Source organism: Terrisporobacter othiniensis, from assembly GCF_000808015.1.
In the GTDB taxonomy this organism is placed as follows: domain Bacteria; phylum Bacillota; class Clostridia; order Peptostreptococcales; family Peptostreptococcaceae; genus Terrisporobacter; species Terrisporobacter muris.
Genome location: NZ_JWHR01000037.1, coordinates 13,526 through 37,789, shown reverse-complemented (window position 1 = coordinate 37,789; position 24,264 = coordinate 13,526). Strand labels below are relative to the sequence as shown.

Sequence of the window (24,264 nt, the reverse complement as noted above, 5' to 3'; positions counted from 1 at the left end):
AAGGAGGTACTTTTATTAAGTTTTGTGGAAGAAGAGGAATGTAATAAGCTTTATGTTTTATATAAAAGTGATAGAGTTTTTGAAGAAAAAAAGACTGATGACTTTGAGGAGGAAAAAAGGCAAATTACAAATAGAGAAGAACTAAAAGAAAGTATTATTAATAATGATGGAAGTTTAAATATATTTATTAAGGAAATGAATATGCAAGGGAATATATTAAGTTTTCAAGGGGGTTGTATAGGATCATTGGAATATCATAATACAGAAGATAGATTAGCCATAAAACGTTATATAGAAATGGGACTAATATCTGACGAATATGATGATGTAGATTTAAGGAATATATATTTTGGTAAGTTTGATCAAAATGAAGAAGAAAAATTTCCAATAATAAATAAAAAAGAAAATATATCTATTAGTCTTACAGTCGATGAACAACTTAAAGAAGAGTTAATAGAATACCCTTTTACTATAAGTATTGGGGAAAAAGAAAAAAACAATAAAATTTATTATAATGAAGAGGAATTCTTTTATTTAGATGAAGTAAAAAAATATGATATTTGGAAAGAAATTTATGAAGAATTAGATAATATGGTAGATGGTCTTGATGAAGATACGAAACAGGAATATAAAGAACAATATATTTCATGTACAAGAAGCCAATGTCCTGAAGGAAATGATTTAATAACAATTTCCTATGAAAGTGAAAATGACGTACAACTTAAGTTTTTATGTAAAGACTACTTGGAAAGTTTTCCAAAGTATTCAGAAAGTATGGCAATGTTTATGAATTTCAACTCTGAAATAGGAGTGAATGGACATGTTAAATATACGGATGAATTAAAATCTGTTCCTAAGGATTTTGATTCAACTATAGAAATTGAATTATTTTCAAAATATGTAAAAATACCAGAAGAAGTTATTGAGTTTGAAATATAAAGAAGGAAGTCTCACTAGAAGTATTTATAATGAGACTTTTTTATGAGATTAAAACTTGAGCTATGTCTTTATAAAAAATTGCTTATACTTATCGGGTAAGCTGAATGTTAACAAACAGATATTGTTGAAATTTGATAAAAAATAAGGTGTGCAGCCAAACCTATTTTAAGGTTTGTATACACGTCTTTGTGCAAAATACTTTAATTATATACTAAATAATAAGTCTGCATAAGTAGGGAAAGGCCAAAATTGCTTGCCAACTATTGTCTCTAACTCGTCTGCAATAGTACGAAGTTCTTGCATTTGTACTTTAATATTGTCTCTATAAAATTCGGCATTTTCTTTAGGGGCGGAGTAATTTTTACTTTCTAATAATGATGTGTCTAGTTTTTCGATTTTAATATCTAAACAAGCATTTAAAGAAGAAAGTTTTTTTACTAAAGAAATTTCTAAGCTACAATCAATATCAGAGCTTAAGGATTTCTTATTTAAAGCAGTATCAGTTAAAGATTTAGAATAAGCACAAACTGATGGAATTATGTCTTTTTTAGCCATATCTATCATTGTTAAAGCTTCAATATTTAAAGTTTTAGAATATTCTTCTAGTAATATATCGCATCTTGATTGAAGTTCTTCTTTTGTATAAACGTTAAATTTTTCGAATAATTTAATGTTTTTATCATCTACATAATGAGGAAGAACATCAACGGCAGTTTTAAAATTAGAAAGACCTCTTCTTTCAGCTTCTATAACCCATTCTTCTGCATAGTTATTTCCATTAAATATTATTCTTGAATGTTTTTTCATAGTATCTTTAATTATTTTAAAAATAGTATTATCTATATTAGTGCTTTTTTCTAATATATCTGCATATTCACACAGACTATTTGCAACAATAGTATTTAAAATAGTATTAGGGCATGCAATATTACAAGTAGAACCAAGCATTCTAAATTCAAACTTATTACCAGTGAAAGCGAAAGGCGAAGTACGGTTCCTATCTGTTGTATCTTTCATAAAAGATGGAAGAACATCTACATCTATATCCATTCTACTTAAAACATCTTCACTATAAGGCAAATCACTTTCAATACATTTCAATATTTTCTTTAAATCAGAACCTATGAACATGGAGATTATAGCTGGAGGCGCTTCATTGCCACCTAATCTATGATCATTTCCTGCACTTGCTACTGATAATCGAAGTAAATCTTGGTATTCATCAACTGCTTTAATAATTGCAGATAAGAATAATAAGAAAGTTTTATTCTCGTATGGTTTTTTACCAGGCTCCAATAGATTTTTACCTTTATTAGTAGACAGAGACCAGTTGTTATGTTTACCACTTCCGTTTACACCTGCAAAAGGTTTTTCATGTAATAAGCAAACAAGACCATGCTTATCTGCAATTCTTTTCATTAAATCCATTGTAATTTGGTTGTGATCTGTAGCTACATTAGTTAGTGTGAAAATAGGAGCTAATTCATGTTGAGATGGAGCAACTTCATTATGTTTAGTTTTTGATAAAACACCAAGTTTCCAAAGCTCCATATCTAGTTCCTTCATAAATTCAGCAACTCTAGGTTTTATGGAACCAAAGTAATGATCTTCCATTTCTTGACCTTTTGGAGGTTTTGCTCCGAATAAGGTTCTTTGACAGAATTTTAAATCCATTCTTTTTTTATAAAGACTTTTATCGATTAAGAAGTATTCTTGTTCTGGACCAACAGTAGTTATAACTCTTGTTACATCATCATAACCTATAAGATTTAATAATCTTACTGCAGTTTTATCAATGGCCTCCATGGATTTTAGTAAAGGTGTTTTTTTGTCTAGAGATTGACCTGAATAAGAACAAAAAGCAGTTGGTATACATAAAGTAGTATCTCTTATAAAAGCATAAGATGTTGGGTCCCACACTGTGTATCCCCTTGCTTCAAAAGTACTTCGAAGTCCACCAGATGGGAAAGATGATCCATCAGGCTCTCCTTTAATTAATTCTTTACCTGAAAATTCCATGATGACATTTCCATCGCTAGTTGGAGAGATAAAGCTATCATGCTTTTCAGCTGTAATTCCTGTCATTGGTTGGAACCAATGAGTAAAATGAGTGGCACCATTTTCTATAGCCCAGTCCTTCATAGTATTTGCAACTACATTTGCAATTTTAATATCAAGTGGTTTACCTTGATGTATAGTATTTTTTAAAACTGAATATATATCCTTTGGCAATCTTTCTTTCATCACATTGTCATTGAAGACTAAACACCCAAATGTTTTAGATAGTCTTTCCATAATATTTCCCCCTTTTTTATTATCAGAATATTGAATAAAGACATAAAACTATTTCAAAATAAAGAAAGGCGCAGTAGGTAAAAATACCTACAGCGCCTTTGCTGTTTAATAATTATAGAATTTATTGTATGAACTTTTATCATAAATGTCAACTGGAATTTTGAAAAATGAATTATTTTTTAGAAGCACTTTTATTATTAAATTGCATTTATGAAAAATAAAAAAGATTTGACAGACATTCTAATAAGATGTAAAATTTTACTAAATAAAATGATGATTCATAAATGAATATAAAAAATAGCTTTAAGTTTATGTGAAAGTAAGAGTATTTATAAAAGAATGTGAAGCAGGGGGTACTTTCATTCTTTTATGGGTGACTCTTTTTTTATTTTTTAAAAAATGAAATTAATCATAATAAACTTGCATTTTATTGTAATATATTAAATAAAATTCAAATAGGTTAATTTAAAATTTAAAGGGTGATTCTTATGGAAAAAATTCTAATTGTATCTAGCTCAAATAAAAGTAAAGAGCTACTTTCTAATATTGTAAAGGAAAGTGGAGTCTATGAAGTTTTAGCTGTAGAAAATAGTTTTAAATGTAGAGAAATTATAAGAGAAATAAATTTTGATTTAATAATAATTAATTCGCCTTTGAGAGATGATTATGGTGAAAATTTATCATTATTTATAAATGATAACACGAATACTTCTATAATATTGATAGTTAAAAATAATTCATCTCAAGAGAATATATATAACTTAGAGAGTAAAGGAATTTACATAATTGAAAAACCATTGAATAAGCTTATGCTCATTAATATAATTAATTCTTATATTACTTGTAGAAGGAAATTTAATCCTATTGTAAATGAAAATGAAAAATTAAAGGAAAAAATAAATGATATAAGGTTAATTGATAGGGCTAAATTGACTTTGATTCAATATTTGAAAATGAGTGAAGAAGAATCTCATAAATATATTGAAAAGCAAGCAATGGATTTAAGAATCACAAAGGTGGAAGTTGCTAAAAATATTTTAAAAATTTATGAATACTAAAACATATGTAGAGGGGGAATAATAACATGACTAAATTTATATTTGTAACAGGAGGAGTAGTATCAGGTCTTGGAAAAGGGATAACTGCTGCCTCTTTAGGAAGATTACTTAAAGCAAGAGGACTTAAGGTTATAGCACAAAAATTAGATCCATATATAAATGTGGATCCAGGAACTATGAGTCCCTATCAACACGGAGAAGTCTTTGTAACAGAGGATGGTGCTGAAACTGACTTAGATTTAGGTCACTACGAAAGATTTATTGATGAAAATTTAAACAAGTATTCTAACTTAACAACAGGAAAAGTATATTGGAACGTGCTAAATAAAGAAAGAAAAGGAGATTACTTAGGCGAAACTGTCCAAGTTATACCTCATATAACAAACGAAATTAAAAACTTTATCTACAGCGTGGGACAAAAAAGTAATGCAGATGTGGTAATTACTGAAATAGGTGGAACTGTAGGAGATATAGAAAGTCAACCCTTTATGGAAGCCATAAGACAAGTGTCTCTAGAAGTAGGAAGAAATAATTGTCTCTTTATACACGTAACATTAGTCCCTTATATTAAAAGCTCAGGGGAGCACAAATCCAAACCAACTCAACACTCTGTAAAGCAGCTTCAATCTCTTGGAATCATGCCTAATATAATAGTAACACGCTCTGAACAACCTATTGATGAGTCTATCAAACAAAAAATCTCACTATTTTGCAATGTAAAAAAAGATTGTGTAATTGAAAATAAAACCATAGATATACTATATGAAGTTCCGATAATGTTAGAGGAACAAGGATTTTGTGAAATTGTATGCAGGGAACTGGATATTAAATATGATAAATGTGACTTGAGTGAATGGAAAGAAATGCTTGAAAGAGTAAAAAATATAAATAAAACAGTAACTATTGCCCTTGTAGGAAAATATATTAAGTTACATGATGCCTATTTATCAGTAGTGGAGGCATTATCTCATGCAGGTTATGAAAATGGCGCTAATATAAATGTAAAATGGATCGATGCTGAAAGTGTTACTTATACTAGTGCAAAGGAAATTTTAAAATGCTGTGATGGAATTTTAGTACCAGGAGGTTTTGGAGATAGAGGGGTTGAAGGTATGATATGCGCGGCTAACTATGCTAGAGTTAATAATGTACCTTACCTAGGAATATGTCTTGGGATGCAAATTGCCGTTATTGAATTTGCAAGGAATGTTTTAGGGTTTAATAATGCTACTTCAACAGAATTTGATAAATTCTCCAAATATCCAGTTATAGATTTAATGATAGATCAATATGGTAATATTCCTTTGGGAGGGACAATGAGGCTAGGTACCTACCCTTGTAAAATTAAAGAGGGCACTATGATGGAAAGATCTTATGGTAAGTTAAACATAAGTGAAAGACATCGTCATAGATATGAATTTAATAATAAATACAGAAAAGATTTTATAAATTCAGGAATGGTTATAGGAGGAACTTCGCCAGATGAAAATCTAGTAGAAGGCGTTGAAGTGCCTAATAATGATTTCTTCGTAGGAGTACAATATCATCCAGAATTTAAAAGTAGACCTAATAGAGCAAACCCAATAATCAAAAGTTTTATAAAAGCTACTGTTAAGAAATAATTGTAAATATGTAATATATTAAATTAAATTGGGAATTATAAAACCATATTATAGAAAAATATGGAGGTATAATTATGAAAGCTTACGTTGATGATGATTTATGTATAGGATGTGGAACATGCCCAGAAGTATGTCCTGAGGTTTTTCATATGACTGATGATGGGATAGCTCACGCAATAAATGGAGATATACCAGAAGATGTACTTGGAAATGCAAAACAAGCTTGTGATAGTTGTCCAGTAGACGCAATCGATATTGATGACTAATTATTTTTATGACGAGCTACAAAGAAAGGAAATACAATGAGAGCTTATGTAAATAAAGATACTTGTATAGCATGTGAAACTTGTGTAGGAATATGTCCGGAAGTTTTCTCTATGGATAGTGATGGAAAAGCAGTTGCTATATCAGCAGATGTACCATTAGACGAAAAAAATAGTGCAATTAGATCTAGGGATGAATGTCCAGTTTCAGCTATTGACGTAAAAGAATAGATAAAAAGGCATGTTATTAAAATTAATAACATGCCTTTTTATCTATATTGGAGTATAGGATTTATAAAATTATAGAATCTTTCATAATTTTAGACGAGGATTCATTTTTAGAGTTTAATTTTTTCTTTTTAAAAAACGTAAACAATAATGATAAAGAAATAACTAAACAAACAAATTCAGATACTGCTGTAGTAATCCAAATAGCATCACCACCAAATAGCTTAGTTAATAAAAATAAACTTATTGTGACTAATACTAAACTTCTTCCAAGAGAAATTATAGAAGAATATAATGGTTGTTCTATAGAAACAAAGAATCCAGAAATAATCAAGTTAAATCCTACGAATAAGAAAGAAATTGAATATAATTTAAACACAGAAATAGTATTATTAAATAGCTGAGTTTCTTGTGGATTTATAAATAATCCAGTAATATTACCAGCAAATAAAATTGATGATATAAATACTACAACTGAAGTTATTAATACAGTTTTAAGTCCCATTTTTAATAAATGATTTACTTTGTCAATTTCTCCTGCACCAAAGTAGAAACTAATTAAAGGTTGAGCACCTTGAGTTATTCCAATCATTGTCATTAATATAAGAGTATTGACATAACAAATTACACTATAAGATATTAATGCATCTTGACCTATTAATCGTAGTAATGTTTGATTAAATAAAATTGTAACTATTCCCACACTTAATTCTGAAGTACAATCAGGGAATCCTAAAGAAATTATTCTTTTGATTGTATTAAAACTGAACTTGAATTTAACAAATCTTAAAGTAGATTTCTTTCTTAAAAAATGGCTTAAGAAAAATACAGTTGAAAGTACTTGAGCTATACCAGTGGCAACTGCCGCACCTTTTATACCATATCCAAGTTTTATAACAAAAATATAATCTAGAACTATATTTGTTATAGCTGAAATTACTACACCAATAGTTGCTAAGAACGGGAAACCATCAGCTTTTACTATTACTTCTAAAGAATAAGAAACGATAAAGAATATGTTAAATAATGATACTATAAATAAGTAATCTTTAACATAACCTATAGTATCTGGAGTTGCACCCAAGACTTTAGCAAGATAATCAAGTCCTAAGATCGATGTAACAGTAATTATGATTGCAAGAATTGTAATAGTAAATAAATTAAGTGAAAAAGCTTCATTTGCATTTTCTAAATCTTTTTTTCCAAGATACATGGCTATAACTGTAGATGCACCTGTGGAAAATAATACAGATATAGCAAATACAAAATTAATAAAAGGCATAGAAATATTTACTGAAGCTAGAGCTAATTCTCCAACACCTTTACTAACAAATATCCCATCAACTATTGTATATAGTGAGAAAACCCACATGGCAACAACAGAAGGTCCTAAATACCTTAGAAATTGTTTGAATAAACTTTTTGACATTTTATCACTCCTTATATCTATATCTTAAGCCTTGGTACTATACCAAGGTCAATAAAAATCAGTAAATATTTTTAAATTTATTGAAAAAATTTTTTCTTTGTGGAATAATATATTTCAGTATGTATTAAAAAAGGAGCGAAAATGAAAGATTATTACAAAATTGGAGAAATATCTGAAATGTATGACATGAGTAGAGATTCGCTTATGTATTATGAGAAGTTAGGCATAATTAAACCTACTAGAGATGACAATGGGTATAGGCTTTACAGTGTTTCTGATATTTGGAGACTGAATTTAATAAAAGAATTAAAAAGTTTAGGCTTCTCTTTTAAGATGATTAAGGAGTATTTAGAAAATAGAGACTTGAATTCTACTAATAAATTACTTGAGAACGGAATAACTTTATTAGATGATCAAATACTAAAATTATTAAAACAAAAAGAAAATATGAGAAAAAGAATGGAATCTATAGAAAATACTGCAAAAAATTCAAATCTAAATAATATAGAATTATCTTATTTAAAAAAACGAAAAGGGTTAATACTAAATGGTCAAATTAAAAGAGATGAAGATTTTGATTTATTAATACAAAAACTTCAAAAGGATCATAATAATAAATTTGGTATACTAGGAAATAATAATGTAGGATCTTTATTTAATATGAATTCTATTGAAAAGGGAATAACAACGGATTTTGAAGCCGTATTTTGCTTATTAAAAGATAATGCCAAAGACTATAATATAGTATTTGAAGAAGGTTATTATGTAACTTTAACTTATAGTGGTGATTATGTAAACAACAAAGAACATATACAGCATATGTTTGACTTTATTAATGAAAACAAATTAATAATAACAGGTAATCCTATGGAAATTTATAAGATAGACATACATGAAACGGAAAATAAAGATGAGTTTATCACAGAAATCCAAATACCTATTAAATGTTAAAAAAGAGAGGAATTTTCCTCTCTTTTTATAATTGAAGTAAAAGTATTTTGGATATTTATGACACTCAGTAGCTTAAAGGAAGTAAATTTTAAGGTTCAATCCAAATAGGAGATGTTACGGATTTTTTGTTGCTTTCTTCTGTTATTACTGCGAAATAATAGGTATTCTTTATTGGAGGTTTTAAAGTAAAATCAACTTTTGCATAATTTGAATCAAAATCTTGTTTGTAGATTACTTCATTATTGTTGCTAAAGATTTCTATTTTTTTTATTTTATCCAATTCATCATTATTAATGGAACTTACGATAATTCTAACATAGGAAGGAGATTTTATTATGCTCCCCATAGGCATTTTATTTAATGAATAATACACGTCTATGTTATTATCCTCACTAACATACATCCTTCTATTTTTTATAGCGTCTATAATCTTACTTTTGCTTAAGTCTTCGCAAAGTATTGTCGTTCTAATATTGTTTTCAATATTATCAAGAGGGTACTCATTATATTCACAAGCCATAGGACCTATATGCCAACCATTATCTAAAGCTTCTTTATATGTATCCAAATTTAATTCATTCCTATTCCCTTTAGCATTTTTTTCTTTTTTTAATTCAAGTAAAGAGATAATATTATCTCCATATGGTGAATATTTAAAATAATCAATACTGTTTAAGTTATCATTATCCTTAAATTGACAAATTAAATCATCTTCATAGTAAAATAATTTTTTATAAAATAATTCAAGCTCTATATTGTCTTTAAATAAAAATGGATTTTCACAGTTGAAAGTATTAATGCTAGTTTTATTTTTTTCACTTTTTAACTTGGTACTTAATTCAAAGCCTGGTATAGAGATAAAATCATTATTATTAGTATATTTATTGCAAGAATCAATTAATTTTTTATACTTTTTACTGTTTATATAAGCATCTGATTTATTGCTTTCTTTATTATTTACTTTTTCTGTGATAAAAATATAATCTAAATGTTTTTTGTTTTTACATAAATTATTTAAATCTTCATAGGAAGTTAGCATATTTAGTTCTTTAGTATTATTGAAAAAAATGCCTCTATAATTATTATAAAAAGGTGTACCAACAGTAAAATACCATTCTACTTCCTCTGTTTTATTATTTTCAGATAGAATTTCAAGTTTTATAACTTGTACCCCTCTTTTTAATTTTTTATCGCATTTATAATAGATATATTTGGAAGTTGAAATAGTTTTATTAGTAACATCTTTATAGTTTAGGTAAAGTTTATAATCATTTAAAATGAATTTACTGCTATAGTCTATTTTAATTTCAGGAGTGGAAATTATATTTTGTTCACCTCTTTTAGGAACTAAATTACCGATAGTTATGGGTGCATCTTCATTAACATCACTTTCAATATAATTATTTCCAGCTGTTTCTATATAGCATGTAAAAAAAATAAAAAATATTAGAAGAATAGTAGTTATTTTTTTCATATTTTCCTCCTAAATCCATTTGTGTGACGAATTTAGTTTTAACAAAGAATTATTTTTTATTCAACAAAGGAAAATTAAGTATATTTAGGTATTAATTTAATTTGTACAAACATAAGAGGACAAGATTTATTAATATAATATAGAAGGATTTTTAATTTAGATTATGCATCTTCTTATTAAGGAGGAAAAAGATGTTAGTAGATTCAATAGAGATAAAAGTAAGAAAAAAAGATGCAATGAAACATATATTTAGAAAAACTCCACTAATAAGTAAAATTGATCAATTTAATAGAAAAGTAGAAGATATACACTTAGAATATGTAGAGTACAAAATACTAAAATATGAAATTGTAAGTAAAAGAAAAAATAAGAATAATTTTAGGAGTGATGATAATAGGCATAACATAATTATGATGGTCAATACTTATAATGGTCACTCTAAGTCAATCGATTGTGATCCACAGACTGTAAAAAGGTATATTGCTAGGAGTTGTATAAAAAAATGTAATATTAAAGAGGATTATATAATTGAAAAAGTAAAAAATGAAATCTTAAATCACTTTGATAACAAAATCAAGCATAATTCCATGGATAAGCAGATTATAAAAAATATTACACTATTAGAAGTTAGTAGTATATATAAACCTTATTGGGTAGGAAATTACAATGGTAAGGAAGTTTTTGTAGATGCATAGAAAAAGCTGTAAGTAAAAACCTTACAGCTCTTTTATTTGAGTAACGTATTTGTTTAAGCTACGCAAATTTTCTATTTTTTATGAGTTAAGTGGTCTAAAGATTTTAAAGTATAGCCCTCCTCTTCCCAGTGAGTGATTACTTCATCTAATATTTCGCTATTAGTTTTTGAGTTTGAATGAAGTAAAACTATGGCACCTGGGTGAGTTCTAGAATATATTTTATTTTTAGCAAACTCGTGGGTAGGCTGTTGATTGTTGTACCAATCAACATAAGCAAAACTCCAAAAGATTGAAGAATAACCTAAATCACTAGTCATTTTTAATGATTCTTCGCTAAATTTTCCCATAGGTGGTCTAAAATATTTTGGCATTTCATTTCCTGTTACGTCTTTATAAGTCTTAGCCACATCTAAAATTTCTTTTTTGAACTTCTCTTTGTCATGAATAGATGCCATGGAAACATGACTTACAGAGTGGTTACATACTAAGTGACCTTCTTTTTCCATTCTTTTTATTATATCAGGATTGTTTTTGATATAACTTTCAACTACAAAGAAATTACCTGGAGCATTATGTTTTTTTAATACATCTAGCATATGGTTAGTAAACCCATTCTCATAGCCAGAGTCGAAAGTTAAGTATATTACTTTTTCATCAGGGCTACCCACGTAATAAGTCTTATATTTTCTAAAAAAATCAGCTTCTTTTATAGGAGAAGGTTGCTTACCATCTTCTCGTGGGTTGAAATACCAGTTATATTCCACTGTGCTTATATCTTTGGAATAAATTTGAGTTTTTATTTTAGAGAATATTGAATTATCATTAATAAATACAAATGCAAAAACTAATAAAAATGCACCTATAATTATCAATTTATTTATATTGTTTTTTTTCAAATCTAAACCTCCATTTCTGCTTTATTGAAATTTAGCTATACATATTATTACCAAAAGGAATATAATAAATTTATCATTAAATTAAATTAATTTAGTGGTAATATAATAAGGTTAAGTAAAAAAATTCTTTAATAAACTATGAAAGGATGAGTCATGAATATAAATGAAATTAAAAGTATAGTACAAGATATAGTTTTTCTTGATTTAGAAACTAGTGGACTAAATCCTTTTACAGCTGAAATACTAGAAATAGGTGCTATTAAAATTGAAAATAATAAAATAACTTCTTTTCATACTTTAGTAAAAAATAAAAAAGAAGTACCTCTTTGAATTTTTTCGCTTTGTACTGATTTAAATAAAGAGGATTTAAAAAATGCTCCTCAATTATCAGATATAAAAATAAAATTAAAAGAATTTTTAGGTGATAAAAAAATAATTTGCCATAATGGTGGATTTGAGAAAAAGTTTTTAGAATATTATACACCTGAAATAAAAAATGAAATTTTAGACTCTATGGAACTTGCTGTTATATTAGAGCCATATCATAAAGAATATAATCTAGAGTATTTAAAAAATACTTTAACTAAAGATTTATCTAATGAAAAACATAGGGCATTAGAGGATGTGATAGATACTATAAAAGTTGTTAATGCTTTACTTTTAAGATTAAAATATGAAGAAAGTAAAGCTATGACTCTGGAAAATTTAACTTTTAAGATAAATTCAACTCTAAATAGGTTTGGATTAAATAAATGGGCTTGGAGTGAAATTATTGATGAAGGAAATTATAATTTAGAAAACATAGATGTAATATATGAAGATGATGAAACTCTTAATGAAAATAAAAAGGATCTAAAAAACACTCTTATAGATAATAGATTCTCTTACGAATATTTATTGAAGAAGAGTGAAATTTGGCAAAGTAAGAAAGGTTTTAATTATGAATTTAGACCTGGACAATTTGACTTAAGTAAAACTATAAGAGAAACTATGAACACTAGGGCAGAAAATATTGCTTGTATTGAAGCGCCAACAGGAATAGGAAAAAGTGTTGGATATCTACTACCAAGTATAATGGAAAGTTATTTAAATCATAAAAGAATAATTATTTCGACTGATACAAAAGAATTACAAACTCAACTTATAAAGAAAGATATTCCTAATGTACTAAAATCATTAGGATTAGAAGAAAAAGTTTCCTTTGGGTATATAAAGGGTAAGAGCAATTATATTTGTGTGGAAAAATTAGAAAAATATATAAATGAATATGAAAATAATAAATGCACCTCTGGTGAAATATTATCTCTAATTATATTAGAAAGACTTGTTAATGAAGGAATATATGGAGATATAGAAGAAATTAATTATTGGATTTTAAATAATTTCACAGATATAATAACTCACTTAAGACATGTTTCTTGTGATCCGAACCTTTGTAAACCTAAGAAATGTTACAAAGAATGTTTATATAAAAAAAGAGTAGAGGAGCTGAAAGAAGAAGACATAACAGTAGTAAATCATTCTCTTCTTGCAAGATGGCCTTACAAAGATGAAAAACCTATAGAAAATTTAATAGTAGATGAAGCTCATAACTTGGTAGAGAAGGGATACGAGTTTTTTTCTTCTGAAATAGAATATAGAAGTTTAAAATATTTTTTACAAGAAATTTATCCTTTTGAGTTAATTCATAGTAGTCCTTTCGCTTATACATCTAGAAAAAAAAAGTCTGTTAAACCTTTTGATAGATTTTATAATTATATAAAAATGGAAGCTAACAATAAGTCTAAAATAAGTAGGGAAATTAATCTTATAATTGAAGAGGCAGAATATATTTTAGAATATGGAAAAATAAATAATTACTTAAAATTTTCAAATTACAATTTAAGCTGGGAGATTAATCTTCAAAGTGATGAAAAAGCAGGATCTTTATATAAAGATAAAAGGATTATAGATGTAAGTTATAAAAAATATGGTGATTGTATAAAAACTTCTTTAGATAAAATTCTCTCTAATTTAAAATCTATACTATATGTTTTAGATAGACAAATGGATGATGACAACTTAGACAAGGAAAATGATACTTATAAGCAAGGAGAGAGTAAAGTAAAAGATTTAGAATCTTTAAAAAATACAATAGAAGTATTTTTAGAATATAATGAAGCTGATTTGTATGCTAGAATTGTTACGCTACACAAGGATTTTGATAACTTTTTATTCCAAGTTGTTCCTTTAAATATAGCTGATTTATTTGAAGAAAAAATATTATCATCTTTAAATTCGGGGATATTTTTATCGGCCACTTTGACAGTGAATAATAATATGAGATATTTTGTTAATACTTTAGGTATAGATAGGTTTATTCATAAAGAAAAAATAATTGAACCTTTATTTGATTATAAAAAAAGAATAAAGATTATCACTTTAGATGATATATCTTCTTACAAAAACAAAGAATTTATAGAAGATATGAGTAGAGTAATAGGAGAGTTATCTCCTTGTACTAGTGGACATATGTTAGCTTTATTTAACTCAAAAGATAGACAAGAGAAAACCTATGAGGTTTTAAAAGAACTTCTTCATGAAAAAAATATAGAAATTTATATGAATAAAAAATATATAAAATTATTAAAAGATTTTAATAAAAAATGTGTTATTTTAGGCTCAAAAGGTTGTTTTGAAGGAGTCGATGTACCGGGCGATGGATTAACTTGTGTAACTTTGGACAAAATTCCTAATTTAAATCCAAAAGACCCTCTTTACTCAACAATAATGAAGAAATTTAATAAAACATATTATGATGTTAATCAGCCTCAAATGATAATTAAGTTAAAACAAGCTATGGGAAGAATACTTAGAAGTAAATATGACTATGGGTGTTTTCTTATATTTGATATGGGAAGAAAAGAAAATTTATACAGACTAAAAAAGGATTTACATCATTGTGATATAATAAATACCACATACTTAAGTCTTCCTTATGTTGTGAATAATCATTTAACTTCTTGTAGAAAAGAAGTAATAAGAGACTTAATAAATGATATTATTGACAATAAGATGATTAAACATATGAAAAATAAAATAGAAATTGAAGAATATATTAATGAAGAAATAGATAACAGATCTATAAATGCTAAGATTAAAATAAAAGATGAAAAAAATTATTTATTAAAGTATTTTGACTTAAAATATTTAATAAATAAAGAAAAGATTGATAAAAAATAGGATTTATATTAAAAAAATTAATATAGCTAAATAGAAATAATGCATTATTAGTAAGTTATTTAATGAATATTAATGTATATATATAAATAAACCCATTGAAAATACTATGTTTTCGTTGGGTTATTTTTTATTTTAATAAAAAAATATATTTATGACTAAATTATACTGAATATTCAAATAAATTTAAAGATTAAAATAAAATAAAAGTGCAAAATTTGACATAAAAGTACAAATTAATATAAAATAAATCAAACTTAAAAATAAAGGAGGAATATATTATGAGTACAATTACAAGTAATACACAATTGAAAAAAGAAAAGAAAAGCTTTTTCCAAAGAAACCTTGATATGATTGAAAGAGTTGGAAATAAGTTACCTCATCCAATAACATTATTTGGACTTTTCTGTGTGGCAATAATGATTATATCTGCTATATGCTCTATAATGGGAGTTTCAGCGACGGGGGAATTAATAGACAGAACTACTAACACAATTTCTCAGCAAACGATTACTGCTGTAAACTTACTTTCAAGAGAAGGTATAGTCTATATGCTAGAGAATGCAGTTAATAATTTTGTTACTTTTGCACCACTTGGAATGGTTCTTGTTGCCATGTTTGGAATAGGAGTAGCAGAGGGAAGTGGATATATATCAGCGCTTCTTAAGAGAACAGTTCAAATAACACCAGCTATGCTTGTTACGCCTATGGTTGTTTTCCTTGGAGTTATGTCAAATATAGCTTCAGATGCAGGATATGTTGTATTAGTTCCGCTGGGAGCTTTAATATTTATGTCATTTGGTAGACACCCATTAGCTGGTCTTGCAGCAGGATTTGCAGGGGTATCTGGAGGGTTTAGTGCGAACTTAATAGTTGGAACAATAGATCCAATGCTTGCAGGACTTTCAACAGAAGCAGCAAAAATGATAGATCCAAATTACGTAGTAGCACCTACAGCTAACTTATTCTTCATGTTTGTATCTACATTCTTAATCACAATACTTGGGTGGTTTGTAACTGATAAAATAGTTGAGCCAAGATTATCTAAATCTTCATTAGAAAAAGACGTAAAAAATGATGATTCTTTAGGGAACTTAAGTGATAAAGAAAAGAAAGCATTAAAATATGCTAATATATCATTTTTAGTGTTAGTTGGAATAGTAGTAGCTTTAACTGTACCAGAAAATGGTATACTTAGAAATGCGGAGACTGGAAGTATAATAGATCATTCACCATTAATGAATGGGTTTGTGCCAATATTAACGATTATATTTTTAGTGCCATCATTAGTATTTGGTAAAGTTGCTGGAGTATTTAATAATGAAAAAGATGTTTGTCGTGAATTAGAAAACGCTATGAAATCTATGGGTGGATATATAGCACTATCTTTTGTAGCAGCACAATTTGTAAGTTACTTCTCATATACTAACTTAGGTACTATATTAGCTTTAAAAGGAGCAGCTCTTTTAGAAACTTTAAATGTTAATTCTACAGTATTAATGATATTATTTGTTTTATTTACTGGATTTATAAACCTATTTATGGGATCAGCTTCAGCAAAATGGGCAATACTTGCACCAGTATTCTTGCCAATGTTTATGAAGGTTGGTATATCACCAGAGCTTACTCAAGTTGCATACAGAATAGGAGATTCAACAACTAATATAATATCTCCACTTATGGCATACTTTGCTATGATAGTTGTATTTGCACAAAAATATGATAAAAAAGCAGGTATAGGAACTATAATTTCAACAATGGTTCCATATTCAGCAATATTCTTAATAGGATGGATACTTTTACTTGCAATATGGATGATTACAGGATTACCATTAGGACCTGGAGCTCCAATTACAATATAATTAAACAAAAAGTACATGAATTATTCATGTACTTTTTTATTATTATAAGACCTTTAGATTTTATATAGTTTTTGAATAAAGTATAAAAGCTAATTGAGTTAATTAAATTGCTTTATAGTAAGAAAACTTTTAATTTATATAATTTATAATAGTTTCACATATTCTAGAAGATTTAACTATGCTAATTTCGGTGATTATGTTATTATCACAAATTAAAAATAAAGTATTACTATTTAGATCTTTATTTTTAATATCATAAAAATAAAGTATTTTATTTTTATTTAATAAATTAACTGTTATTTTAGGGCATAGTAAATCATATTTATTATTGAATTGTTTAATATTGCAACCTATAAAATTTCTATACTTATCTACAGCAAAGTTTTTGTTTAAGTTAGAATCATTTTTATTGTAATCTAATCTAATATCAATATTATTAGTATCCATATCAAAATAATCTTCACTAATTAGATCGCTTTCACTAAATGAAGCTTTTATAACTATATTATTCTTATACCAAAGTATAATATGGGAATCATCATTATTTCTATTATAATAAGTTTTTATAATAGAATGATGATTAAAATCTCTAAGACTAACATAGTTTTTATTGATACGAGATAAGTCATTCAAGTTTATATAGTAAGTGGATTTTTCTGGTGAACCATAAATTTTTTCAACATCATCGTAAGTAACACCTACTAACTGTTTTATATCAGAAGTAGTTAGTTTTGCTGGGTTATTAGTATTATTTAGGTTATTTATTTCACAGCTACAAGATAGCAAAGAGTTAAATAACAAAAATGCAATTATAAATTTTTTCTTCATTTGACATCTCCTAAATGTTTATACAAATATTATCTATTTTTACTTGGAAAAATATACTTTGCATATTATTAATTTAAAATAATTTTCTACTCATTTTTAGTTATCATATATAAACTAAGGGTTTTGCTATTTTACAACTTTAATAAGGGTTAAATAATAAAAATGATATATCGCACTACTTTTTTAGTGCGATATACCCTTTTAAAATAAAAGTTATTTTATTCTAAAGTAGGAAGCTGACCAAAAGTATCTTGTAATTCGGTTTCATATACTACTGGATTATTAATTGATTCATACATTGCTCTTGCTAGAATATTAGCTTGATCAAATGTTGATTGCCAAGAGAATATACCACCAAGACAATTTTGAAGTGCGTATTGAGCTTTTAAAAATGTGGAAACTTCGTTATCAAAAGACATGGCAAATTCACCATCCTTGACTAAATAAGGTACCTTAGCTTGATCATCAAAGTTATATTGATACCCATTTTTATTAATATAAGATTTTCTAAGTTCGTCATAAGATCTAGTTATAGCAGCTCCAAGTCGTCCATAAAAAGGAACTCCAAGAAGGATTTTTTCTGATGGCATTCCAGCATCAATTAAATTATCCACCATGCTATCTACACTATAGCCTGGAAGTGATAAATCTGAGTCAAATAAATTGGCCTGATGACGCTGACCGCGTTCACCTGTTTCTCCAGCAGTAAAGTCATAGCTCATTAGGTTAAAATGAGTTATAAGTGGAGCAATCTTATTTATTTCCGCACTTCTATTAATATATGCAGAATCTCCAGTTCCAGCAACACTTATCCAAGTTTCAGGACCAAGAACATCTCTTAGGGCAGTCAATAAAAGTGTAAAGTTTTCTCTATCTTCTGGTCTTGATTTAATTCCAGAAGCACTACTTCCAGGATATTCCCAGTCAATATCTATTCCATCTAGTCTGTACTCGTTTACTAGGTTTTGTACATTTCTAGCAAAAGCATATCTAGATGCTGGTGTGGATGCTGCATCAGAGAAGCCGTCAGCTGCCCATCCCCCAATAGCAGCTATTACTTGTAGGTCTGGATTTGTCTCTCTTAATCTTACTAAGGATCTTAGATAAGCAGGAGCAGGTACAACTAATTCACCATTAGAACTGATTTCTACAAAAGCATAAATTACAAAATCTAAAAAATTAGGGTCTATATTTCTAGGATTACCAAGAACATACTCGCCGACTATAGGTGACAAATCAGGACATTTAGGATTTGTACTAGGCTGTAACTCTTTATCTATTGGAGGTCTCATTAATTGAGAGTTTTTTTCAATTGCTTTTTTTGAAGATTTTATTCTTTTTTTGCATTTATTGCATTCATCTTCTATAAAACAGATATACCAATCTAAGCATTTGTATTCTTTATTGCAGTTTTCAACTCTTTCTTGTAGTTCTTTAAAAGTTTTAGGTGGTGGAAGTAATACAGGTGTGCCTGGTAGCCAGTTTGCTGGTGTAACCACCTTACATTTATCAGCAGTTTGCAAAGCATCCACTATTCTAAGTATTTCAGGAATATTTCTTCCAGTAGTAAGCGGATAATAAAGTATAGTTCTTAGAACTTGTTTATCATCTATGATAAAAACAGTTCTTACAGTTGATGTAGAACTCATTGAATCTGAAATCATGCCATATTGTTTTGCTATTTTCATATCTCGATCTTCAATAATTGGGAAAGGTATAGTTATTCCTGTAATTTGTAAAATATTATATACCCATGCTAAATGAGAAGCATTGCTATCAACACTAAGTCCTAACAATTTAGTATTTCTTTTATCAAATTCTGGAGCTAAGTTTGTAAAAGCTATAAATTCAGTAGTACATACAGGAGTAAAATCTCCTGGATGAGAGAAAAGTACTACCCATTTACCAGCATAATCAGAAAGTTCTATTGATCCAAAAGTGGTATTGGCCTTGAAATTAGGGGCTTTTTCTCCTAAGTTTGGAAGACATGTCATAAAAATCACCTCGTTAAAAAGAATTATATATCTATTTATTTTATTAATTATTAAGATTTAATGTTACTAATTTAATCTATTTACTATTATAAGATTATATTTCTAATAATTAGCTTATATAAGATTATAAAATAACTTTTTTTTCTACAATATATTTTATAAACATTGCCATTATTGTATAACTTTGTTATTATTATAAATATAATGTATTTTTTATAAAATTGTATACAAAGTTGAGGTGAGGGGCATGAAAAAAACATTAAAGAGGTTAATAGGAAAATGCATAAATATGTTTAACCACATAAAAAAAATAGTGGAGAGAATATTAAAAATTACAGTACAGTCAGCAGTTGTTTGTTGTCCTGTAATATTAATGTTAGTAATAATAAATGCAATATTAGGTGTAAATATAAGGTTTAGCTATTACATAATATTAGCTGCATTAGTTACAGTAGCAGCATCGCTTATATTATGTGCGTTAAAATGGGAACAAATCATTGCAAAACCTGTTAAAGCCTCTAAGAAAACTGTTCCTGCTAAAACTGATAGAAAAACACAAAGAGCTATTCATAGAAAGAGAAAAAGAATATCATAGTCAAGGGACTTTTAGTAAACCGCAATTTATTTTTAATAAATTTGCGGTTTTTTTATATTTTAAACATATTATTTTATAAGAATAAATTGCTAATAGGAGGTTAAAATGAAATTTTCAGTTTTTAGTAGAAGTGTAGTAGGTTATAAAAATGAAATTAAAGATAAAACATCACAAGATTATTTAAAATTTGAAAATATAAAAAATGGAATAATTTGTGCTATAGCCGATGGTCACAGTGGCGATTTTTTTATAAATAGTCATAAGGGATCAAAGTTTGCTTGTGAGTCGGCAATTGAAGTTTTAAAAAAATATGAAAATGAAGATAAAAATAAAATGAAATGTTTATTAGATGATAAAAGTTTACAAGTTGAAATTTGTAATCATTGGAGAGATTTAGTAGAACAAGATATGAAAAAGAGTTTACCAATGGTATTTAAATATAATTATTTTAAATATGGTACTACTTTATTAATAGTTATGATTAAGGATGATTATATTCTCTTCATAAAGCTTGGTGACGGAGATATTTTAATTACGGAAGATAATAATATGAAAAAAGCTTTGCCTTCTTATAAAAAAAATATAGTCGATTGTTTAGCAGAGGAAAAAGCTTATGATAAAATGATTTTTAATATTATAGATTATGAAAAAAATATAAGCAATGTAATAATTTATTCTGATGGATTTGAAAACAGTTTTGTTTCATATAAAAGTATGGTTAAGGAAATAAATAATACATTGATAAAGTACAATAAAAATATATTTTCTAAAATGAAGTTAGAAAAGGATTATGATAAATATTTAAGCAGTTTAAGTGAGAACGGGAGCTTAGATGATATAAGTATAATTTTTGTAAATATTTTGTAGTAATTATTAAGTTAAATATATTGTTGATATATGTTAATATTTTAGTAATACAAATGAAAAAATGAAAAAAAAATACATTTATGTTATAATTAATAAAAGTTTGTTTATGGAAATATTAATAAAAGAAAGGAAAAAATAATGAATTTTAAGGCACTTTATGATAAAATTGTTAACTTGATATATGATAATAGAGGAAATATAGTAAAGCTTTCGTTCTCGGCATTGGCTCTATTACTTTTAATTATAGTTCTTTATTTTAGTAGTGATAGCTTTAATATAAATAATGAAGTTAATACCTTAGTTACGTATATAGAAGAGAGACAATACACTATGGCTGAAAATTATTATGATGATATAGAAAAAGAATTTTCAGATTCTAAAATGAGTAGATTTAATAAAAAAGTATCTAAAAAGCTATCCTCATTACTTATAAATAATGGAGATATGTATATTAATGGTCAAATAACAAAGGAACAGTACATGGGACTTGTAAATATAGTAAATGCACTTAATACTGTAAGTATTGAAACAACAAATTTGATTGATTTAGGAAAAAGAGTAGATGAAATGTATAAAGAAGAAAATATTACTTATGAATCAGCATATTCTTTTTTACAAATAACATCTTCTTTGAAAGGCATTAATGAAGGACTAGATGAATACAAACAACACATAAAAACTCTTTATGAATCAAGACAAATATATAAAGAAGGAACTAAAAATCAGTCTATAAAAAAATACCATGAAGCCATAGATTTATATGATAAAGTACTTAAAGAGGATGAAAAGTATTACTCATTGGCATCAAGTGCGAAGGAAGAATGTATAAAGGTAATGTATGATTATTATATTAATCAAGCTAAAAGTTTGGCAGATGAAGGAAAATATGAAGATGCGTTGAAATATTTGAGCTATTTAAGTCCATATTATGACGAGGATGAAATAGATGATTTAGAAGATAAGTATAATAAATATGTTTCTAATTATACTATGACAAGTAATGATATTATAAGTTTAATAGCAAGAAGAAGTGATGAGAATAAGAATGATTTGTCTGTAATATCGTACTTACAAACTGTAAATGGAAAAAGATATTACTATGGTGAAGTAACAAAAAATGATAAGGTAATAAATGAAGTATTAATAGATACTGCAACTAAAGAACTTTACTCATATAAATCAGATAAAAAAGATTATAATTGTATCTACAGCGATGCATACTTTAAGATAGACGAAAATAGTGGAGAAATAATTTTTTCTATAAATAAAGATTATGCCAAATCAATATTAGAAGATAAATTAGAAGAAAATGAGAAAAAATATAATAGCATAGAACTCTTAGATGAAGAGAAGCAAGAAAAATATAGCAATGATGATTTAAAAGGCATGATAAATAAAAATGGTAATATATATTACTATTTTATAGTTAAGACAGGATGGTTTAAACCAAAGGAAATATACTTAGTTAATATTTATGATAAAACTACTTATAATTTAACAAAAGATAAAATTCAACAACTTTAAACATAAGTAACTCAGTAAGGAGACACATAATGCAAAAATTAAAAGGAATAAATTTGGCCATTATTATATTAAGTGGTATATTAATTTTGACTTTAGGATTTGGTTATACACAAATTAATAACAATAAGATAGCTAAAAATACTTATATTAAAGATGTTAATATAGGAGGTTTAAGCAAAGAAGAAGCAAAAAAGAAAATATTAAATGAATTTAAAATTGACACAATAACATTTATGTATGATGATAAAAAATGGAATATTAACCCAAGTGATATAAAAACAAGTTATGATATAGATAAAACAGTAGAAAATGCTTATAATGTGAATAGAAGTAAAAATATTTTTTCTAATATAGTAGATACATTAAAATCTACTTTCGGAATCAAAAACTATATAAATATATCTATTGATTGTGATGAAGAAAAAGTAATCTCAGAGCTTGAGAAAATATCAAAAGAAGTAAATGTAAATATGGAAAATGCCAAATTAAATGTAGTAGGAAATAATATTGAAGTTACTAAAGATAAAGCTGGTTTACAAGTTGATATTAATAATACATTAACTAACTTAAAAAAATCTTTACAAGAAGGGATATTTGAAGATAGTTTAGTTGTGACAAAGGTTGAACCTGAAGTTAAAAAAGAAGATTTACAAGATATAAATACTTTAATTGGAAGCTATAAAACAGTTTTAGCTGATATTAGTCCTGGAAGAGTTGAGAATATTAAAATAGCAACTGAGAGAACAAGTGGTGTGCTATTGATGCCAGGGGAAGAGTTTTCTTATAACGAGCATACAGGTATGAGAACAGTTAAAAATGGATACAAAAATGCAACGGTAATTGTAAGTGGAGAAGCTGTACAAGGAGTAGGTGGTGGAGTTTGTCAAGTATCTACTACTTTATATAATGCAGTTCTATATGCAGGGCTTGATATAGTAAAAGTATCTAATCATTCTATACCATCAAGTTACGTTGATAAGGGTAGAGATGCTGTGGTATCTGATAGTGGATTAGATTTTGTATTTAAGAATAACTATAACCAGCCTGTATATATTCAAAATTACTACAACAATGGAGTAATTACATGTCAAGTTTATGGAAATAATAAAGATAAACAAAATATAGAAATTAGTACAAGTATAGACAAAGTAACTAAGGCTCCGATCAAAAAAGAAAAGGACCCAACGTTAGACAAAGGAAAAGAAAAAATATTAGAGCGAGGAAGGGATTCTTATACTGTATCAACTTATAGAAAATATTATGATGAAAATGGAAAAGAAGTAAAAACAGAAAAGGTATCAATTTCTTTTTATCCATCTAAACAACAAGTTTTAGCAATAGGAACAAAAAAAGAAGAAAAACCTCCTAAAAAAGAAGAAGCTGATTCTTCAACTAATGACTCTAATAAGGACGAAGGCAATAATGAAGAAAATAATAACAACAATAACAATGATGATACTGTAAGTGGAGACGATACTCCAAGTGAAGATGATAAACCTATAGAAAAAGAGTAGATTAAAGACCT

The 24,264-nt window shown here is 26.9% G+C and carries 20 protein-coding genes; 14 read left to right on the top strand and 6 right to left on the bottom strand.

The genetic code is table 11. The features are described from left to right. The coding region (locus QX51_RS03080; RefSeq protein WP_207641677.1) for a hypothetical protein at positions 1–939 on the top strand (939 nt) is incomplete at its 5' end. A gap of 204 nt (positions 940–1,143) precedes the next feature. Here the strand turns inward: QX51_RS03080 and QX51_RS03075 are convergent. After that, positions 1,144–3,234, bottom strand: coding sequence for a glutamine synthetase III family protein (locus QX51_RS03075; protein ID WP_039678446.1), 2,091 nt, complete (start codon positions 3,232–3,234; stop codon positions 1,144–1,146). 488 nt (positions 3,235–3,722) lie between these two features. On the opposite strand from QX51_RS03075, the gene QX51_RS03070 reads away from it, so the two are divergent. From QX51_RS03070 to QX51_RS03055, 4 genes are all read left to right on the top strand, one after another. Next, positions 3,723–4,292: an ANTAR domain-containing response regulator gene (locus tag QX51_RS03070; protein WP_039678445.1), complete on the top strand. Its 570-nt coding sequence runs from the start codon at positions 3,723–3,725 to the stop codon at positions 4,290–4,292. Between the two features lie 26 nt (positions 4,293–4,318). Continuing rightward, positions 4,319–5,914, top strand: a complete 1,596-nt coding sequence (locus tag QX51_RS03065) for a CTP synthase (protein WP_039678444.1) — start codon at positions 4,319–4,321, stop codon at positions 5,912–5,914. 74 nt (positions 5,915–5,988) lie between these two features. Continuing rightward, on the top strand, positions 5,989–6,180 hold the full coding sequence (locus QX51_RS03060; protein ID WP_039678443.1) for a ferredoxin: 192 nt from the start codon (positions 5,989–5,991) through the stop codon (positions 6,178–6,180). A gap of 36 nt (positions 6,181–6,216) precedes the next feature. Then, entirely contained in the window at positions 6,217–6,408 is a 192-nt protein-coding gene (locus QX51_RS03055; protein WP_039678442.1) for a ferredoxin, read from the top strand. 61 nt (positions 6,409–6,469) lie between these two features. Here the strand turns inward: QX51_RS03055 and QX51_RS03050 are convergent, their stop codons facing one another. After that, a complete protein-coding gene (locus QX51_RS03050) occupies positions 6,470–7,834 on the bottom strand; it encodes an MATE family efflux transporter (protein WP_079764823.1) in 1,365 nt (454 codons plus the stop codon). 141 nt (positions 7,835–7,975) lie between these two features. Here QX51_RS03050 and QX51_RS03045 point away from each other — a divergent pair, with 141 nt between their 5' ends. Continuing rightward, the gene (locus QX51_RS03045) at positions 7,976–8,785 is read left to right on the top strand and encodes a MerR family transcriptional regulator (protein WP_039678440.1); all 810 of its coding nucleotides are present in this window, start codon (positions 7,976–7,978) and stop codon (positions 8,783–8,785) included. Positions 8,786–8,873: 88 nt separating this feature from the next. Here the strand turns inward: QX51_RS03045 and QX51_RS03040 are convergent, their stop codons facing one another. Next, complete coding sequence (locus QX51_RS03040) at positions 8,874–10,259, bottom strand: CehA/McbA family metallohydrolase domain-containing protein (protein ID WP_039678439.1); 1,386 nt, start codon at positions 10,257–10,259, stop codon at positions 8,874–8,876. 191 nt (positions 10,260–10,450) lie between these two features. Here QX51_RS03040 and QX51_RS03035 point away from each other — a divergent pair, with 191 nt between their 5' ends. Then, the gene (locus QX51_RS03035) at positions 10,451–10,954 is read left to right on the top strand and encodes a hypothetical protein (protein WP_039678438.1); all 504 of its coding nucleotides are present in this window, start codon (positions 10,451–10,453) and stop codon (positions 10,952–10,954) included. Between the two features lie 71 nt (positions 10,955–11,025). Here the strand turns inward: QX51_RS03035 and pdaA are convergent, their stop codons facing one another. Further along, positions 11,026–11,850, bottom strand: a complete 825-nt coding sequence (pdaA, locus tag QX51_RS03030) for a delta-lactam-biosynthetic de-N-acetylase (protein ID WP_039678437.1) — start codon at positions 11,848–11,850, stop codon at positions 11,026–11,028. A 153-nt stretch (positions 11,851–12,003) separates the two neighbouring features. Here pdaA and QX51_RS21130 point away from each other — a divergent pair, with 153 nt between their 5' ends. From QX51_RS21130 to QX51_RS03020, 3 genes are all read left to right on the top strand, one after another. After that, positions 12,004–12,180: an exonuclease domain-containing protein gene (locus QX51_RS21130; protein ID WP_242842686.1), complete on the top strand. Its 177-nt coding sequence runs from the start codon at positions 12,004–12,006 to the stop codon at positions 12,178–12,180. 183 nt (positions 12,181–12,363) lie between these two features. Then, positions 12,364–15,072 carry an ATP-dependent DNA helicase gene (locus QX51_RS03025; RefSeq protein WP_242842685.1) on the top strand — a complete coding sequence of 903 codons (2,709 nt, stop codon included), beginning with the start codon at positions 12,364–12,366 and terminating at the stop codon, positions 15,070–15,072. A 278-nt stretch (positions 15,073–15,350) separates the two neighbouring features. Next, positions 15,351–16,931, top strand: a complete 1,581-nt coding sequence (locus QX51_RS03020; protein ID WP_139045070.1) for an AbgT family transporter — start codon at positions 15,351–15,353, stop codon at positions 16,929–16,931. Between the two features lie 129 nt (positions 16,932–17,060). Here the strand turns inward: QX51_RS03020 and QX51_RS03015 are convergent, their stop codons facing one another. Further along, positions 17,061–17,759: a hypothetical protein gene (locus tag QX51_RS03015; protein WP_039678436.1), complete on the bottom strand. Its 699-nt coding sequence runs from the start codon at positions 17,757–17,759 to the stop codon at positions 17,061–17,063. Between the two features lie 218 nt (positions 17,760–17,977). Next, positions 17,978–19,753 (bottom strand): peroxiredoxin, encoded by a 1,776-nt coding sequence (locus QX51_RS03010; protein WP_039678435.1) that lies wholly within the window; start codon positions 19,751–19,753, stop codon positions 17,978–17,980. A gap of 247 nt (positions 19,754–20,000) precedes the next feature. On the opposite strand from QX51_RS03010, the gene QX51_RS03005 reads away from it, so the two are divergent. The 4 genes from QX51_RS03005 (at position 20,001) to QX51_RS02990 (ending at position 24,253) form a co-directional block, all read left to right on the top strand. Beyond that, positions 20,001–20,348 carry a hypothetical protein gene (locus QX51_RS03005; protein WP_039678434.1) on the top strand — a complete coding sequence of 116 codons (348 nt, stop codon included), beginning with the start codon at positions 20,001–20,003 and terminating at the stop codon, positions 20,346–20,348. A 105-nt stretch (positions 20,349–20,453) separates the two neighbouring features. Further along, complete coding sequence (locus QX51_RS03000; protein WP_039678433.1) at positions 20,454–21,215, top strand: protein phosphatase 2C domain-containing protein; 762 nt, start codon at positions 20,454–20,456, stop codon at positions 21,213–21,215. A 138-nt stretch (positions 21,216–21,353) separates the two neighbouring features. Then, on the top strand, positions 21,354–22,739 hold the full coding sequence (locus QX51_RS02995) for a hypothetical protein (RefSeq protein ID WP_039678432.1): 1,386 nt from the start codon (positions 21,354–21,356) through the stop codon (positions 22,737–22,739). A 29-nt stretch (positions 22,740–22,768) separates the two neighbouring features. After that, positions 22,769–24,253, top strand: a complete 1,485-nt coding sequence (locus QX51_RS02990; protein ID WP_039678431.1) for a VanW family protein — start codon at positions 22,769–22,771, stop codon at positions 24,251–24,253. The last annotated feature ends 11 nt before the right edge of the window (positions 24,254–24,264 follow it).